14 protein-coding genes are annotated in these 15,342 nt (G+C 53.9%); 2 read left to right on the top strand and 12 right to left on the bottom strand.

Features of this window, described 5'->3' with window-relative positions:
* Positions 1 to 29: 29 nt before the first annotated feature.
* Genes NHG65_RS07605 through NHG65_RS07595 form a run of 3 tightly spaced genes read right to left on the bottom strand, consistent with a single transcriptional unit; the run spans position 30 to position 1,805 of the window.
* The gene (locus NHG65_RS07605; protein WP_499183128.1) at positions 30 to 335 is read right to left on the bottom strand and encodes a pentapeptide MXKDX repeat protein; all 306 of its coding nucleotides are present in this window, start codon (positions 333 to 335) and stop codon (positions 30 to 32) included.
* 59 nt (positions 336 to 394) lie between these two features.
* Positions 395 to 1,183, bottom strand: a complete 789-nt coding sequence (locus NHG65_RS07600) for a molybdopterin-dependent oxidoreductase (protein ID WP_499183127.1) — start codon at positions 1,181 to 1,183, stop codon at positions 395 to 397.
* A gap of 10 nt (positions 1,184 to 1,193) precedes the next feature.
* Positions 1,194 to 1,805, bottom strand: a complete 612-nt coding sequence (locus NHG65_RS07595; protein WP_099064071.1) for a cytochrome b/b6 domain-containing protein — start codon at positions 1,803 to 1,805, stop codon at positions 1,194 to 1,196.
* Positions 1,806 to 1,955: 150 nt separating this feature from the next.
* Between NHG65_RS07595 and NHG65_RS07590 the strand changes: the two genes are divergently transcribed.
* Positions 1,956 to 2,669: a response regulator transcription factor gene (locus NHG65_RS07590; protein ID WP_085115885.1), complete on the top strand. Its 714-nt coding sequence runs from the start codon at positions 1,956 to 1,958 to the stop codon at positions 2,667 to 2,669.
* Positions 2,670 to 2,672: 3 nt separating this feature from the next.
* Complete coding sequence (locus tag NHG65_RS07585; protein ID WP_499183126.1) at positions 2,673 to 4,139, top strand: sensor histidine kinase; 1,467 nt, start codon at positions 2,673 to 2,675, stop codon at positions 4,137 to 4,139.
* A gap of 220 nt (positions 4,140 to 4,359) precedes the next feature.
* Here the strand turns inward: NHG65_RS07585 and NHG65_RS07580 are convergent, their stop codons facing one another.
* From NHG65_RS07580 to NHG65_RS07540, 9 genes are all read right to left on the bottom strand, one after another.
* On the bottom strand, positions 4,360 to 5,022 hold the full coding sequence (locus NHG65_RS07580; protein ID WP_219015730.1) for a fimbria/pilus periplasmic chaperone: 663 nt from the start codon (positions 5,020 to 5,022) through the stop codon (positions 4,360 to 4,362).
* Between the two features lie 10 nt (positions 5,023 to 5,032).
* On the bottom strand, positions 5,033 to 6,667 hold the full coding sequence (gene ecpD / locus NHG65_RS07575) for a fimbrial adhesin EcpD (protein WP_499183125.1): 1,635 nt from the start codon (positions 6,665 to 6,667) through the stop codon (positions 5,033 to 5,035).
* Positions 6,657 to 9,179, bottom strand: a complete 2,523-nt coding sequence (locus NHG65_RS07570; RefSeq protein ID WP_499183124.1) for a CS1-pili formation C-terminal domain-containing protein — start codon at positions 9,177 to 9,179, stop codon at positions 6,657 to 6,659. Before NHG65_RS07570 ends, ecpD begins: the two co-directional genes overlap by 11 nt.
* 54 nt (positions 9,180 to 9,233) lie before the next feature.
* Positions 9,234 to 9,902 (bottom strand): EcpB family pilus assembly chaperone, encoded by a 669-nt coding sequence (locus NHG65_RS07565; RefSeq protein ID WP_099064065.1) that lies wholly within the window; start codon positions 9,900 to 9,902, stop codon positions 9,234 to 9,236.
* 81 nt (positions 9,903 to 9,983) lie between these two features.
* Positions 9,984 to 10,571 carry a common pilus major fimbrillin subunit EcpA gene (ecpA, locus tag NHG65_RS07560; RefSeq protein WP_085115879.1) on the bottom strand — a complete coding sequence of 196 codons (588 nt, stop codon included), beginning with the start codon at positions 10,569 to 10,571 and terminating at the stop codon, positions 9,984 to 9,986.
* 435 nt (positions 10,572 to 11,006) lie between these two features.
* Positions 11,007 to 11,636 (bottom strand): helix-turn-helix transcriptional regulator, encoded by a 630-nt coding sequence (locus NHG65_RS07555; RefSeq protein ID WP_414072540.1) that lies wholly within the window; start codon positions 11,634 to 11,636, stop codon positions 11,007 to 11,009.
* Positions 11,637 to 11,834: 198 nt separating this feature from the next.
* Positions 11,835 to 12,674 (bottom strand): winged helix-turn-helix domain-containing protein, encoded by an 840-nt coding sequence (locus NHG65_RS07550; protein WP_099064063.1) that lies wholly within the window; start codon positions 12,672 to 12,674, stop codon positions 11,835 to 11,837.
* 546 nt (positions 12,675 to 13,220) lie between these two features.
* Positions 13,221 to 14,645 (bottom strand): heavy metal sensor histidine kinase, encoded by a 1,425-nt coding sequence (locus NHG65_RS07545; RefSeq protein WP_219015727.1) that lies wholly within the window; start codon positions 14,643 to 14,645, stop codon positions 13,221 to 13,223.
* Complete coding sequence (locus NHG65_RS07540; protein ID WP_499183123.1) at positions 14,642 to 15,313, bottom strand: heavy metal response regulator transcription factor; 672 nt, start codon at positions 15,311 to 15,313, stop codon at positions 14,642 to 14,644. The genes NHG65_RS07545 and NHG65_RS07540 overlap by 4 nt, the downstream gene beginning before the upstream one ends.
* Positions 15,314 to 15,342 lie beyond the last annotated feature (29 nt).

The raw sequence follows: 15,342 nt of genomic DNA, 5'->3' as shown, positions 1-15,342 counted from the left end.
GTTTTCAGGCTATCCTGAGTCTGCAGCACTTATTTCCCCATGCTGTCTTTTTTCATTTCATCTTTTTTCATGCCGTCTTTGGCCATGCTGTCTTTCTTCATGCCGTCGTGTTTCATCGCATCTTTACTCATGGAATCTTTTTTCATGCAATCCTTGCTCATGCAGTCTTTCTTCATGGCGTCTTTTTTCATGCCATCTTTAGCCATACCGTCATGAGACATCTGGCCCATGTTGTCCTTTTTCATCGCGTCTTTGCTCATGCTGTCTGCCGCATTGGCAGCGATAGAACCCAACATCAATGCGCTACACATCATCACTGCGAATAACTTTTTCATGGTATTTCCTTCTCTCATTTAAAAAGCACCTGTGTGCCGGGGGATAGTTGCGGCCTTCGTTAGCTGCCGCCAAACCAGTTGTAACCTTGATCTTCCCAGTAACCGCCGGGAAAACGGTTGGTGACTTCAATCACCTGAATATGTTTTGGATTCTTGTAGCCGAGCTTGGTCGGCATGCGCAGTTTCATCGGGTAGCCGTATTTACGCGGCAGGATCTGGCCGTCGTAGGTCAGCGCCATAATGGTTTGCGGATGCAGCGCCGTAGCCATGTCGATACTGGTGTAATAATCGTCGGCACATTTGAAGCTGACATATTTTGCGCTCAGGTCCGCGCCGATCGCCTGGAGAAACTCCGCGAACGGCACCCCACCCCATTTGCCGATCGCACTCCAGCCTTCAACGCAGATATGGCGCGTCACCTGGCTGATCTGCGACATCTTGTGCAATTGCGGCAGCGTCCAGGAGTGTTTATTCAGCACCAGTCCGCTGACTTCCAGCCGATAGTCGTCGCCATTAATATCCGGTGCCTGTTCCTCGGCATAAAACGCATTGAACGGGAACGGACGGGTGATCATCGATTCGGCGTACACCGGTGCCAGATGGTCGGCATTGAACAGCCAGCCCTGTACCCGATCGTTAAACCGCGAGATGCGGTTCAGCGCCTGTTCCACATTGGTGTTGTCGCTGATGTCACAACCGGTGAGCATCGCAATCCCCCCCAGCGTCAGCCCATTGCGCAGGAAACGACGGCGTGAAGAGGACTCCAGTTGGCGTGCCAGCAATTGCTGTGCCTCCCTGACGATCTCCCGCCCTTCACTCAGGCTGATCGGGTGTTTATCTGTTTTCATCGGGCTCTCCTTAACGTCCACGCAACATAGCCAACAGCGTGCGTGGCACCAGCGCCACCATCACCAGATGCACCACCACAAACCCCACCAGCGCCGACATGGCAAAAAAGTGGATATAGCGTGCTGCGTCATAGCCGCCGAGCAGCTCACGCAGCAGCGGAAATTGCACCGACTTCCACAGCACCAGGCCGGAAAGCACCATCACCACCCCAGCCACCATCACAAACAGGTAGGCCACCCGCTGCACCATGTTGTAATGGCGTAAGTCGTTGTGACCGAGCTTGCCCCGCAGCGCCGCCAGCAGGTCACTCAACAAGGCTTTCGGGCTGAGCGGCCAGAACTTGCGTTTCAGACGGCCACTAAACAGGTTAATCAGCAGATAACACAGACCGTTAATGCCAAACAGCCACATACCGGCAAAGTGCCACTGCAGCGCACCACCCAACCAACCACCTAACGTCAGCTCATTGATAAAGCTGAAGTTAAACAACGGCGAGGCGTTATAGATACGCCAGCCGCTGGCCACCATGATCAACATCGCCAGCGCATTCAGCCAATGCGTCAGGCGCAGCCACAGCGGATGGATCAGCACCGGTTTCTCCGGCGTAATGGACATGGCCATGGGGCTCTCCTGAGGGTGGTGGTTTCGATGTGTTGAGTATCCGTCTGATTTGTTCCCCAAGACCTCACGCAAAGTTAAATAAAATGTGATAACTCCGGCTGCGTCGCTTGTGTAGACTTCAATCAGGTCTGGCAATCAGCGGTGAGAAGAATGGATAAGCCAAAGAAAATTTTAATCGTCGAGGATGACGGCAATATCGCAGAGCTGCTGCAATTACATCTGCGCGATGAAGGCTATGACATCAGCCATGCCGCCGATGGCAATCTGGGTATGGCGATGCTGGAACAGGGCGGCTGGGACGCGCTGATCCTCGATCTGATGTTGCCGGGGATCGACGGGCTGGAGATCTGCCGTCGGGCACGCAATATGACGCGCTACACGCCGATCATCATCACCAGTGCACGTTCCAGCGAAGTACATCGCGTGTTGGGATTGGAGCTGGGCGCTGACGACTACCTCGCCAAGCCTTTTTCAATGCTGGAGCTGGTTGCCAGGGTCAAGGCGCTGTTCCGCCGCCAGGAGGCGATGAGCCGTAACCTGCGGATGGACGCCGGCACGCTCAGTTTTGACGGCTTGACCATAGATCCGATTGCCCGTGAAGTGCATTTGAACCAGCAGACGGTCGATCTGACACCGCGTGAATTCGACCTGCTGTATTTTTTTGCCAAACACCCTGGCAAGGTGTTTTCCCGCCTCAGCCTGCTCAATCAGGTGTGGGGTTATCAGCATGAAGGCTACGAGCACACCGTGAATACTCACATCAACCGGCTGCGCATCAAGATTGAAACCAACCCGGCGGAACCCGAGCGCATCCTCACCGTATGGGGCATGGGCTATAAATTCGCGGCAGCGCCGCAAGAGTGAATCATGAAAAACCTTACGCTAACGCAACGCCTGACCCTGATCTTCGCCCTGTTGATGGTAATCAGCTGCGCCATTTCCGGCTGGATGCAGGTCCGCAGCAGCACCCAGTACAGCCAGGGAGTGATCCAACGGCTGTCCGGTAATCTGGCGCAGCACATTGCCGACAGCAATCCGCTGTTAGGGCAAAATGGGCTGAACGCGGAGTCAGTCAATAGTCTGTTTAATCAACTGATGGCGGTGAATCCCAGCGTTGAGGTGTACCTGCTCGATAAACAGGGCGACATCATTGGTAACGCCGCCCCGGCCGGCCATCTGAAACGCCAGAAAGTGGATCTGCAGCCGCTGCAGGCGTTGTTCAACGGTGCAAATATGCCGGTTTACGGCGATGATCCACGGAATCCGGACGCCAAAAAAGTGTTCAGCGCCGCGCCGCTGAAGGTCAATGGACAGGTTGAAGGCTATTTGTATGTGGTGCTGCTGGGCGAGGATTACGACGCATTAACCAGCCATGCTTTGCATAACTCCGCGGTCTCCATGGCGCTGTGGACATCCGGCCTGATGGTGCTGTTCAGCCTGGTGGCCGGTGGTTTTGCATTTTATTGGGTGACCCGACCTATCCGCCGTTTGACACGCCAGGTCAGTGAGCTGGACAGCGGTGGCATCGCGGCGGTACAAGCCTATGCGGCACTGCCGGCCGACAGCGGCGGTCGCGATGAAGTCAGTCGACTGCAGCAGGCATTCCGCAGCATGGCACAGCGTATTGCCGAGCAGTGGCAGACGCTTTCGCAGCAGGATCAGCAACGCCGCGAATTTATCGCCAACATCTCGCACGACCTGCGTACCCCACTGACGTCACTGCACGGCTATCTGGAAACGCTGTCGGTCAAGTCCGCCAATCTGAGCGAAAACGATCGTCAACGCTATCTGGAGATCGCCTTGGCGCAGAGCCGCAAAGTAGGTCGATTGGCGCAGGAACTGTTCGAATTGGCGCGGCTGGAATATGGCGTGGTGAAACCGCAGAAAGAGCCGTTCTCACTCAGCGAACTGGTGCAGGATGTCTTCCAGAAGTTTGAATTGGCGGCGGAGGCACGTCAGCAGCGGTTGCTGGCGGATATCACCCCGGGTATTCCCCTGGTGTTTGCCGACGTCAGCATGATTGAACGGGTGCTGACCAACCTGCTGGATAACGCCATCCGCCACACACCGCAGGGCGGCGAGATCGAGGTGCGCCTGTGGCAACAGGCAGGCAAGGTGCTGGTGCAGGTCAATGACAGCGGCCCGGGTATTCCACAGGAGCTGCGTGCCGATCTGTTCATGCGCCCTTCCATTCTGAGCAGCGCGCGCCGTCATGCCAGCGGTTTGGGGCTGATGATCGTTCGGCGCATCTTGCTGCTGCACGACAGCGATATCCAATTGGTCGAGCGGCCGCAAGCCGGTGCCTGTTTCCGCTTTTCGATCCCGCTGCGCTAGTTGAAGCCACTGAGTTTAATGGCAACGTTGTCTTTTAGTCAGAGATACCCGGGCCTAGCGCACCGAGGGGCCATTATGGGACACGTCCATGTGTCCCACCCTACGGGCCGACTAGACGTCGTTCCAATTTGCTCCCGGCAAATTGGTCGGCGGCTGCGCCGCTACGACCCCAACGGCACGCTCTCCCTAATAACGGGCTTTGGCAGCAATCTGTACTGCATTAGTGAATGCAGCTTTTATCGACGCTGATAAATTTGTCGTTATAGATAATAAATTTCTGCCCTTTCAGTCGAATACCGGCATGGGTCAGCGTATCACCGGGGCGCAGGTACTCGGTGATCCCCTCTTCATCGGTGCTGTCGCAGCCGGGTTTGAGCAGGAATTTAAAGTAGGTGTTGCCGGTATTGGTGAGGGTACCGCGCTGCGGATCCAGCCGATAGGCGAAATTGCTCTGGCGCGGGCGCACCACCAAAATGGTGTCCATCACCACTATCGGCTCCAGATTGACGCCGGTAGTTTGACGCTGCGCCGGGTCGAAAAGGCGGGTGGGAATTTCGCGAAATGACACCCGGTAATAACGCTCACGGTTATCCTGCGGGCCACGGTAGAAGAACTTGTAATATTCGCCCTGCCCGGCCTGCAGTTGTAGCTGACGTGGGGCAAACAGCAGTTCGCCGTCCGCCGGGCGGCTGCGAGCCTCATTCTCCCCCGGCCGGTCAATAGCTCGCAAAGTCACCTGATAAATACGTGCGCTGCGGTTATTGTTCAGCACCCGCTTGGCGGTGAACGATTGGTCCTGATCCATCGCAAACGTCAGAGTGCCGACATTAATCGCCGTCGCGCTCAATGGCAGACACAGTAGCCACAACAGCCAGCTTCTCACGGCGTTTCCTCTAGTTAATATTGCGCCAGGTGGCTTCAACGTGGATCTCCCCGGCGGCACTGACGTCGCCATACCAGCCGTTACCGTCCACCGTTTTAAGCGAGATCGGGTTATTCATCGGAATGCTGAACTTCACCCGGGTTTTGTTTAGCACCCCGACCTCGCCGGAAATATCGTTCCACGGCGTGCTGCTCCATAACGCGTTAGTCATGTCATGCCACTGCCCGTCGCAGCCGGCGTCATAGCTCTGCTGACCATTGGTGCTGGTGGTGATACTGAGCGTGGCCGGAAAGGGTACCTGGCTGTGGCTATCCGCCGAGGAAAAAATACAGTAATTAATCCCGTTGATGGCCTGCGTCGGGCCGGTAGCCATCACCCTCACCTGATCGGCGGCAGTCTTACCGCTGGTGGTGACGATATAGCCAAATTCCAGCGGCGGCTCTGCCGGGCCGACGTAGCCCTCACGGTGCGGCTGATTGTCGTAGTCGTCAGAAATGATGCTGATACTGAAATCACGCGGTTTGATAATCAGCTGGTTGGAGGTGGAAAACTCATACCAACCAGACTCTGGCGAAGTGGTGTTCTGAAAGCGGAAGTTAATCAGGTCACGAGTACCGCTGTCGGAGATGCCCAGCTTCACCATCTGTTTGAAAAAGTTGCTGGCGAAGAACACATAGATCACATTGCTGCTCTTCAGTTGGTTAAAGGTGTAGTAACTGCCGGTACCCGAGGTATTTTTCCAGCTGTTTCCGTCCAGGCTGAACTGCAAATCGGCGGCGTTGGTCGCCGAGGTTAACGCCGCATTGTTGATCGCCGGGAACACATGAATCGAGGTGTTACTGACGCTGCCGTCGGTCTGCAGATCGTAACTGACCATTTTGCAGGTAATGCCGGAACGCGAACCGATAGTCTGGTTTTTGCAGTCGGCATTGCCTTCACCGATGATCGGCACGCCGTCACTGTTAACAAACACTTCCGACACCGCGTTGGTGTTGATAAAGCGCAGATGCGCCGCCTTGCTGTGGGTCACGTTGCGTTTATACCAGCTACCTCTGCTCTGATCCTGGCAACGCCCCCCGTTACTGGCATCGTAGACGTCTGCGGTCTGGCAACCATTAATCTGCATGCTGAACGCGTCACCGGGCGCCATCTGCTTCAAATACTGATAGAAACTCGGCGACATCATGCCGTGCATCCATTTAGCGCCACCCGAGGTCACCACTGCACCATAAAACCCTTTTTCATCGGTGGCCTGCGGCAAAATCAGGCTGGTATCCATATTACAGCCGCCATACCAGTTAATGCAGCGCAGCCCGAGGAACGGGTTCTTGATCGGGGCATTTTCCAGCCACATGTCAAAACGGTTGTTGGCCGACAGGCCGGTGTTGTAACCGTTATCCACATAGCCCAGGCTCTGCTGGTAAATGGTGCCGGAGCCGCCGTATTTCAGCCCGGTCCATTTATTGGCACCGGTCATGCGCGGATCAAGCGCCCCGGACGGGGTGACAAAAAAGTTGTCATCGGCGTTATTCTCGACAAACACGAACTTAACCATCGCGGCATCCGGCCGGTTAGTCACGTTTATCGCTGCCCGCAACGGCAAGGCAGCCAACAGCATCAGCAGCAGCGTAAACTTAGCCTTCATTCGCCATTTCTCCTGCCTGCTGGTTACCCGCATAGGTTTTCAATCCGGTACAAATCACGTCGCCAACCCATATCGCCCCCTGCGCTTTGCTCAGATCCAGGCCCACTTCGCAGCTCTGGTTACCGCTGTAGGTAAAGTCGATCACCGGGAATTTCTTATCGACATCCATAATGAATTCACCTTTCTCATCGGTGCGAGTGCGGCCGATATGGTTTTTGATATAGGCATTAGCCAGCAACGTGCCGTCTTCCGCCTTGATGCGGCCAAACACCGTCACCATCTGTTTAATTTCCGGCGTGATCACCGCCACGTTGCCTGGATACAGCGTCAGCTTGCTCTTGCGCCTGGTGACGATGTCGAAGCTTTCCGCCGAGTTTTTATTGTTCATTAATTCAACTTCGTACTGGCCGTAAGGCGACAACGGCACATAGTTTTTATTGCCGGTCAGCTTCACCGTCCGGCCATCAACCCGAGCGGTCAGCATGCCGTCATTTTCGATGCCGGTGTTAAAGATGATGCCCGCATTGCCCTCATTTCTGCCGCTGGCCGCAATATCACGTCCTTGCCAGCCCACGCTGCCGCTGGCGGTCAGGCTGGTGTTAACGTAACCGTCGGCAGAGCTGCTGACGTTGACCGTACCGGCGGAATACTTGGTGTCAAAGCGCGCGTAGGCACCACCATTCATACTGTTGTCGCCGTTGGTGTCACCGGAGATCGCCCGTGACAGGTTGGCGCCAAGGGTACGGATTGGCCCGTCTTGAATATCTTTACGCGCGGCCAGGTTAGCGGTGGTATAGCCGTTCTGGTTTGAAACCCCGGCGCTGAGCCAGTTGCCCATCGGCAGTGAAAAATCGAGTGCGATGTATTTACCGGTATTCGAACTGTAGCCACCGTTGTTGTAGCGCTGAACGCCGGCACGCACGCCAAGCGTGCCAAAACGACCGGTGAAAATGTTTTGATAATAATCAGCGTTGTAATAGTGGCTGCTGTTCTTTTTATCGTCGTTGTAACTGAGGCTTAGGCTGCCCAACGGCGACCAAAGCGCACCAAAATTCATCGTGCCGCCGATGGCGCGGTTGTGCGCATCGTTTTGCAGCAGCTTGTCGCCAATCACCGTTTTTTCCTGGTTGACCCACAGGCTGCTGAAACCGCCGGGCAGCGCAGCACTGACGCTGTTGACCAGGCTCCAGGAATGGTCAGACGCCGCCATGTTCTGCACGTTGAACTGAATGGATTGGGTCAATGGCACGCTGATACGGCTTTCGCCCACCGCGTTGCTGTCAAACGAGTAACCGGAAAGCGCCCAGTTCAGCGTCTGCAGGTTACCGGTGGCCGAAGCGCCGATCAGGTAAGAATCCTTGGCCTGCCGTTGGCGTTGATCATCACCACGCCAGTCGTCCATGCGGATCATCCCGCCCCAAAATTGCCAGGCCAGCGGTGCATTGGCACCGCGGTTGGGGCTAAACAACTTGTTTACCCGCTGCATGCGTTTATCCACCACCCGACCGTTGACCACCACCTCAACCTCAACGTCATAAATGCCGTAGGGCAAGTTGCCGGTATCCACTTCATGGTTGCCCATAGCGAAGTTCTGCACGCTCAGCAGTCGTCCCTCGCGCGACAAATGTACTTCCCCCGCCGAGGGGAAGAACGCCACGATCGGCGTCAGCGATTGGCTGTTATCAAATACGGTCGAGTTGGCGCGGTTGCCGTAAGACAGGCCATAAATTTTGCTGGAGTTGATGGTGGTGACCGGCCCCAGCGACTGCAGATTCCAACTGTCCAGCATGCCGGCGGCAAAGCGACGGCCGGCAAAATCACGTTCGTACATCGCCTTATACAGCGTGGCATTCTCATCGCCGCTGCCGATACCATAGACGGAACCGTTAACTTCCACATGATGCTCACGCAGGGCTGTCACGCTGTTGAGCGACAAATAGCTGGAGGTATTGCCCTCGCTGGCCCGGGTGCGGTTATCGTAAACCCCGAGGTTATAATCCAGCGTGCTGCTGATGGCGTCCACGCTGGAAACGCCGATGTCACTGGAGCGAGCACGCAACAGGGTTCCCATCGCCGCCTCTTTCACCACCAGTTGCAAATTAAGCTGGCGGAAATCCAGCGCCAGCCAGGCGTCATCCGTCAGTGCAATGCGCTGCTGCGGGTCAAAGCCGGCTTCCTGCAGCGCCTGCAATTGCCTGATGGTCTCTGCAGTCAGCGGCGTGCCATCGTCACCGTCTTCCAGCGTAATCTGGCGGATTTTCAGCTGATTGTTATCCAGGTATAAAAAGGCGTGACCAATACGGCGGTCATCTTTTACGCCGCTATTTTTTTCAAAGTGCAGCAGTAATGGAATACTCATGCCTTCGCGCAGCGCCAGGCTGAAGGTCTGTGGGATTAACACACCGTCAATCTGGGTCAGCCCGGCAGCGTTCACCGTCTGGCCCGGTAGCAACACCGCAGGGATCGCCATCACCCCGCTGGCCAGCAGCGTTCTCAACAGCACAGCCTTCACATGCCACTCCTTGCTTTAATGTGGTGCATTCCGTTTCATCGCAGACAACCTGCTCTATTTCACCGGGATAAACTGGTCGCCATGCCATAGCGCCACGCGACCTTTCTTGTCGTTGACGTCCACTTTGCTGAAACCACGTGCCTTGCCCGGCATTACGAAATAGTTTTCCTTGCAGTCATTGCCGTCTTTCTTGCTGCGGCAGTTGCCGTAGGCCACCACCTTGAAAGTGGCGTTGCCGGTGTTTTTGATCTGTCCGTCGGCAAACTGGTAATTGAATTGGTCCTGCCTTGGCGCCACCACTAAAATGGTGCCAATACGCGCAGAGGTGGTCGCAACAGCATTGCGCCTGGCCGAGTTTTGCCCTACGTCGCTCAGCGCCTGATCGAACCAGACGATGCGGTAATAGCGCTCCTGGCCGTCAGCGGGACCTTTGTAATAAAAGCGGATCACATCGCTGGCGTTGGCTGGCAATATCAGGCTGGCCGGTGACAGCAACATTTCGTCCTTGCTGCCCATCGGCACCACGGCTCCGGATTCCAGTGGGCTGGAGATACGCTCGATTTTGATGTTCACCAGGCGGCCACTGTCGGTGGTGTTCTTGATCTCTTTACTCAGACGCGCGCTATCGCTGTACATGAATGAACTGATCTCACCGACATCCAGCGCGAAAACAGGGTGAGACAGCGATAACAGCAGGAGAGCGGCGAGAGAGATGTGTTTCATGGTGGCATTCCAATGACGAGCTTCTGTGGCGATAAACAACAGGGAGTTGCCCCCCTGTTTTATAGCGGTGAACCTGGGAAGTTACGCGGTCCAGGTGGCGTTGAATTCAACGCTCACATCGCCGCTCCAGATCCCTTCAGGCAAGGTGCTGAAATCCGTCACGGCGGTAGTGCCGTCAGAGGTGGCACCAATGATGGTGAAGGTGAACTGATCTTGTGCGCTGGTGCGAACAGCCTGGTTATAAGCGTTGGACAGCGCGCTCAGGTTGCCGCCCAGAATACCGGCAGAGGTATCGATCATGGTGGTTTCAGCGGTTTTCTCTACGGCTTCACCGTTGTAGTTCACACCTACGTTCAGGGTGGAACCTGAGGTATCGAGCTGAGTCAGGGTGTTGGAAACCAGTTTGGAAGTCAGTTTGAATGCGGTCGCGGTAGCATCCCCTTCCACGGTCACGTCAAACAGACCTTTCTGGCTGTTAAAACCCTTGATGCCTTCCGCATAGTTGAAGGACAGGCTGCCAATAGGGGTAACAACCAGCTTGCTGGTAGTGTCTTTCTTCGCAGTAGCAGACCAGGTGGCCAACGCCTGAGCGGTAACGTCGGCGGCTTGTGCAGTGCTGACCGCAGCGAAGGCTGAAATGATTGCCAGAGCCAGTGTAATTTTCTTCATGGTAAAACTCCCTTCAACTTTGAATATGATTGTGCGTCCATTAGCGTGACCTGCTTTAGCCAGTCTGCTTGACGAGATGAAGAGTAACCGCATTGGATCAAAAAAGAATCATTAACTATCAATTGATAAATATTTAGTTTTAAACCCTGAAATTAATGTTTATAAAACCAATTTTAAGGTTAAAACCCCAAACGGTATCGTCTCTAAGGACAAAAAACTTATTATTTTCCGGACAAATAAAGCAGCCGCAACTGTATATAAAACACTCAGTTACGCCAAATCAAAATACGACCTTCCTGATTGTTTTTGTAGGATGTTTAATTTGATTTAAATCAATTCCACCGGAATGATGCGCCCGGCATAATTAAAAGATCTGAGGAGAAGGGGAATACGTCGCCGACTGCCCCGGAGCCAAGACAGACCGACGACTTACTTTCAGACTGGGTGCTGGAGGCGAAAAGCCAGAATCAAACGCATAAACCCCGCCTGATTAAGGCCAAGTTTGCGCATGATATTCAACTTATGGGTACTCACCGTTTTATAACTGCGATGCGTGACACGGGCAATGCGTTGCGGATTGGTATCGCTAATCATCATCGCCAATATGCGCCATTCACTGCGGGAAAGAGGCTCTACGGGTTGAGTCAATGCCGTCTGAATACCCGGACTGCGATACCCCACCCCCGTATCGGCAGCGGCAAAGGCCTCGAACAAACAATCCAGCGGATCTTCTTTTGCCACCAGGGATAAATGCGCCTCCGCCGCCAGCATCGCCAATATGCTGGCGTTGGTGATTTCAGTAAATATGATCAGCGGCGTCTTCGGCCAGAAATCGTTAATGGTCAGAATGAAGCGTAATACATCATACAAATTCTCACTTTCATTATATAACTCCATAATGAGGATTTGTTTCTCATTCTCCTTCAGCACAGCGTCTATTTCCCTGATACTGTGGGCAAATTGATAGTGTGTGGGCTCAGGGTCAATAAGTGCCCGTAATCCTTTTCTCACCCAGGGATTGGGTTCATAAAAAAGAATAGTCTCCCTGATAGGGGTATTCGTCATAATCTATTACCGAAAAGTAGGTATAAAAATAGCGTTCAAGGCGGAAATGTCGAGCATCACAGGTTGGCAAAGTATAAATGTTGCGCCATAAAAATGCTGCATTAATAGCCAGGCAGTGAAAGTTAAGTGGTTAATATCAAGGTGATAATATTGGCGGCATATTCCTTTCCCCCGGGGTGGTGTTCATCCTGACACCGATTAATTGATAATTGCTGCTTTGTCGCTTTCAAGACCAGAACAAATTTCGACCCTGTGCTCACGCAAAATGCGGCAACGCAGGAAAAATAGCCGGGAAATGCCGGAAATGTACGAGCGCACCTGATTGCTGCGTACCACCAACAAAAACTCATCACCGCTGCACTCTGCTGTCTGCGGAGCGGCATAGGCCAGAATGTCACGGCTCAGACCGGCACTGGCGGCGGCCGCAGCGCCGGGCATCGACATGAAAACCTTGCAGCTGTTGGCCTTACCCAGATAAATTTCCTGCCGGGAAACCGATCCGGTGAGATAGCTGCTAATGGCCACCACCAACATAATCACCCCCAGCGCGACTACGCTGGCTATCGCCCACCAACGCCGGGAATAGCCGGCGTAGACCATCCCGGTGACTGGCGGTTCTGCGGGCGATGAGGCTATTTCAGGTTGATCTGAGGCTCGCGGAACCACGGGTATGTCTTCGTCCGTGAAGCTGTCCTGCGAACCGTCACAGGATTCCACCTCTATTTCATAGCGCAGCATAAAACCGACTTTGGGAACGGTAGCGATTACCTCTTCCTCAATGCCCAGATTTTTAATTACCCGACGCAGTTTGCTCACACACTGGTTAAGATTATTGTTGCCTGAAACCATGCCATAATCATCCCAAACCTTCTTGAATATCACTTCCCTGCAAACGGCCTCACCATGATGGGTAATCAATAGCAGCAGTAATCGTTTTGAAGGATTGGAAATAGAGATGGGGTCATCAGAGAACTCCGTCTGGCTCAGGGTACCCGTATCCACATCAAAAATAATGTGGTCGTTTAATCTATATTTCATTTTTTAAAGGTCACTCTAGTGATTATTTATCGCCGGCGTTAAATGTTAATGGGATATTAAGCAATATTTAATCAGGTTAATTGGTCAATCTCAGCTAGCAATCGAAATGAAAATCAATTAACGCCACAGAATGGATGTCTCTTTCCTTACTATTTTAGATATAAGATTTTTCTCATAAACCATAACCAAAGATTATACAAACATCACAACCATTGATATATTTATATGTAAAGGTTCTTAAAGTTAGTTTTTTGTTTTGTAAATTACCGCCTTTAAGCTAAAAATCCTTTCCGTTCATTTATTGCAAGCATTTTTAATGAATAAATAATATTGCATAAATTTTAACAGTGTTATTTTTAACCAAAAATCAAAGGGTAAAGCGCAAAATTGACGTAATCATCAGCAGAGTTAATCACTTGATACGGGGGTTATAGAGGCAATAAGGAAGGAAATGAAAGTAAAATGTTACGAATAACATTTACGTCAATAATACCCTATGTCACTATATTATTGACGTAAAAAATAGCCTTAAACAGCGTAATTAAATTAATCCGCAGCGGGGAAGGTCAGGCTGAAGGTGATCCGGACAGCATGATTCCCTGCGGAACAGTGAGCACGACTCACACCACCATGCAGCGTCATAATCGCACGGACGATCGCCAACCCCAGACCGCTGGCATGGCTGCCGGCACTGCGGGCAGCGTCAACCCGGTAAAAACGGTCGAACAGCTTGTCCAGATGCGCCGGGGCAATCGGCGGTCCCTGATTAACCACCTGTATCACCGTCTCCCCCGTCGGCTGGCTAAGCACCTGCAACTGTATCTGGCTATTTTCATCGGCATAACGCACCGCATTAGCAACCAAATTGCTCAATGCACGCTGGAACAGCATCGCATCCGCCAACAGTTGCCCTTCCCCCTGGCAAACCAGTGTCATACCGCGCTCTTCTGCCAGGCCTTCGAAATAGTCCGCCACTCGCTGCAGCTCTTGCGCCACATCAAGCCGGCTGGCGTTCAGCACGGCCTGCCCTTCTCCCGCACGCGCCAGGAACAGAATGTTTTCCACCATGCGTGAAATGCGCTCCAGCTCCTCCATATTGTTCGACAGCAGGGTTTCATACTCCTCCACGCTGCGCGACTGATAGAGAGCCACCTGGCATTGCCCCATTAGCGCGCCCACCGGAGTGCGGATCTCATGCGCCAGATCGGCGGAAAACTGTGTCAGACGCTGGTAGCCATCGTTCAGACGATCGAGCATGGCATTAAATGAACGAGTCAGTTGCTGTAGCTCCTTTGGCGCGCCCTGCTCACTCAGGCGAGTCGACAGCGTATTCGGCGTGATCACCGCCGCCTGCGCCGCCATACGCCATAACGGCTGCAGCCCACGACGCATCACCCAATACCCCAGCAAGGCGATCAGGACAAACGCCACCACCACCGCGGCCACAATTCGCCAAAGATAACGCGCCAACATCTTCTGTTCATTGACCATCACATGGGCCGCCGAGATCTGCAGCAGGTTGCCGTCCTGTAGCCTGACCAACGCCGAGACGGCACGCAAGGGCACGCCTTGCTCTGTCAGCCCACCCTGTACCGCAGTCAACCGCTGCGGTGTGCCCACCGGCGTCGGGGTCATTGGCGGCAGGGTCAATCGGGACGGGTTAACGTTGATTAACGGCTTTTGACCCAGTTGCTGAAAAATAAGGACATCCTGTTCATTGCCCAGCATATTTTCGAACAGGCCGGTGTTCGCCGTCAGCCGGTCGAGCGGAAAACGCTGGCTCAATAAATGGCGAAAATACTCCACGCGGCCGGTGACCTGCAAATCGCTGCGGATGGTCATCTCCTGACGCATGGCTCCGTACAGGTATCCTCCCGCACCGCTGACCACCAGTGCCGCCACCAGCGCAAACAGCATGGCACTGCGCAGTGTCAACGACAGCGCACGCCAGCGTTGAGCCAGGGCCTTCATGAACGCGGCTCGCAAACGTAGCCGATACCGCGCACGCTGTGGATCAGCTTGACGTCAAAGGGTCGGTCAATCTTGGCGCGTAGCCGCTTGATCGCCACATCCACCACGTTGGTATCGCTGTCAAAGTTCATGTCCCAGACCTGCGAGGCGATCATGGTGCGAGACAATACCTCCCCTTCACGGCGCACCAACAGGTGTAACAACATGAATTCTTTGTTGGTCAGCGAGATCACCTGTTCCTGCCGTACCGCTTTGCGGCGCAGGACGTCAAGTTGCAGATCGGCAATCGCATAGTGGTCGGCCTCACGCACCGTGCCACGCCGCAGCAGCGTGCGCAGTCGCAACATCAGTTCGGTGAAGGAAAACGGTTTAATCAGATAATCATCGGCCCCGAGCTCCAGCCCATGAATACGATCCTGTACCCCGTCGCGGGCGGTCAGAAACAAAATAGGCACGTCGCTTTTCTTGCGCAGTACCTCAATGATCTGCCAACCATCCAACCCCGGCAGCATCACGTCGAGCACGATGGCATCGTAGCCATGCTCCAGCGCCAGGAACAGGCCGTCGGTGCCGTTACGCGCCAAATCGACGCTGTACCCGGCTTCCCCCAGCCCTTTCTTCAGGTAATCACCCGTGCTGATGTCGTCTTCAACTACCAATATCCGCATTGTCGCCACCTCATTACACCTGCGGAAAT

It is taken from the genome of Serratia myotis (assembly GCF_027474885.1).
In the GTDB taxonomy this organism is placed as follows: Bacteria; Pseudomonadota; Gammaproteobacteria; order Enterobacterales; family Enterobacteriaceae; genus Serratia; species Serratia proteamaculans.
Note: the sequence above shows the minus strand (reverse complement) of the source record. Positions and strands in the feature narration are given on the sequence as shown.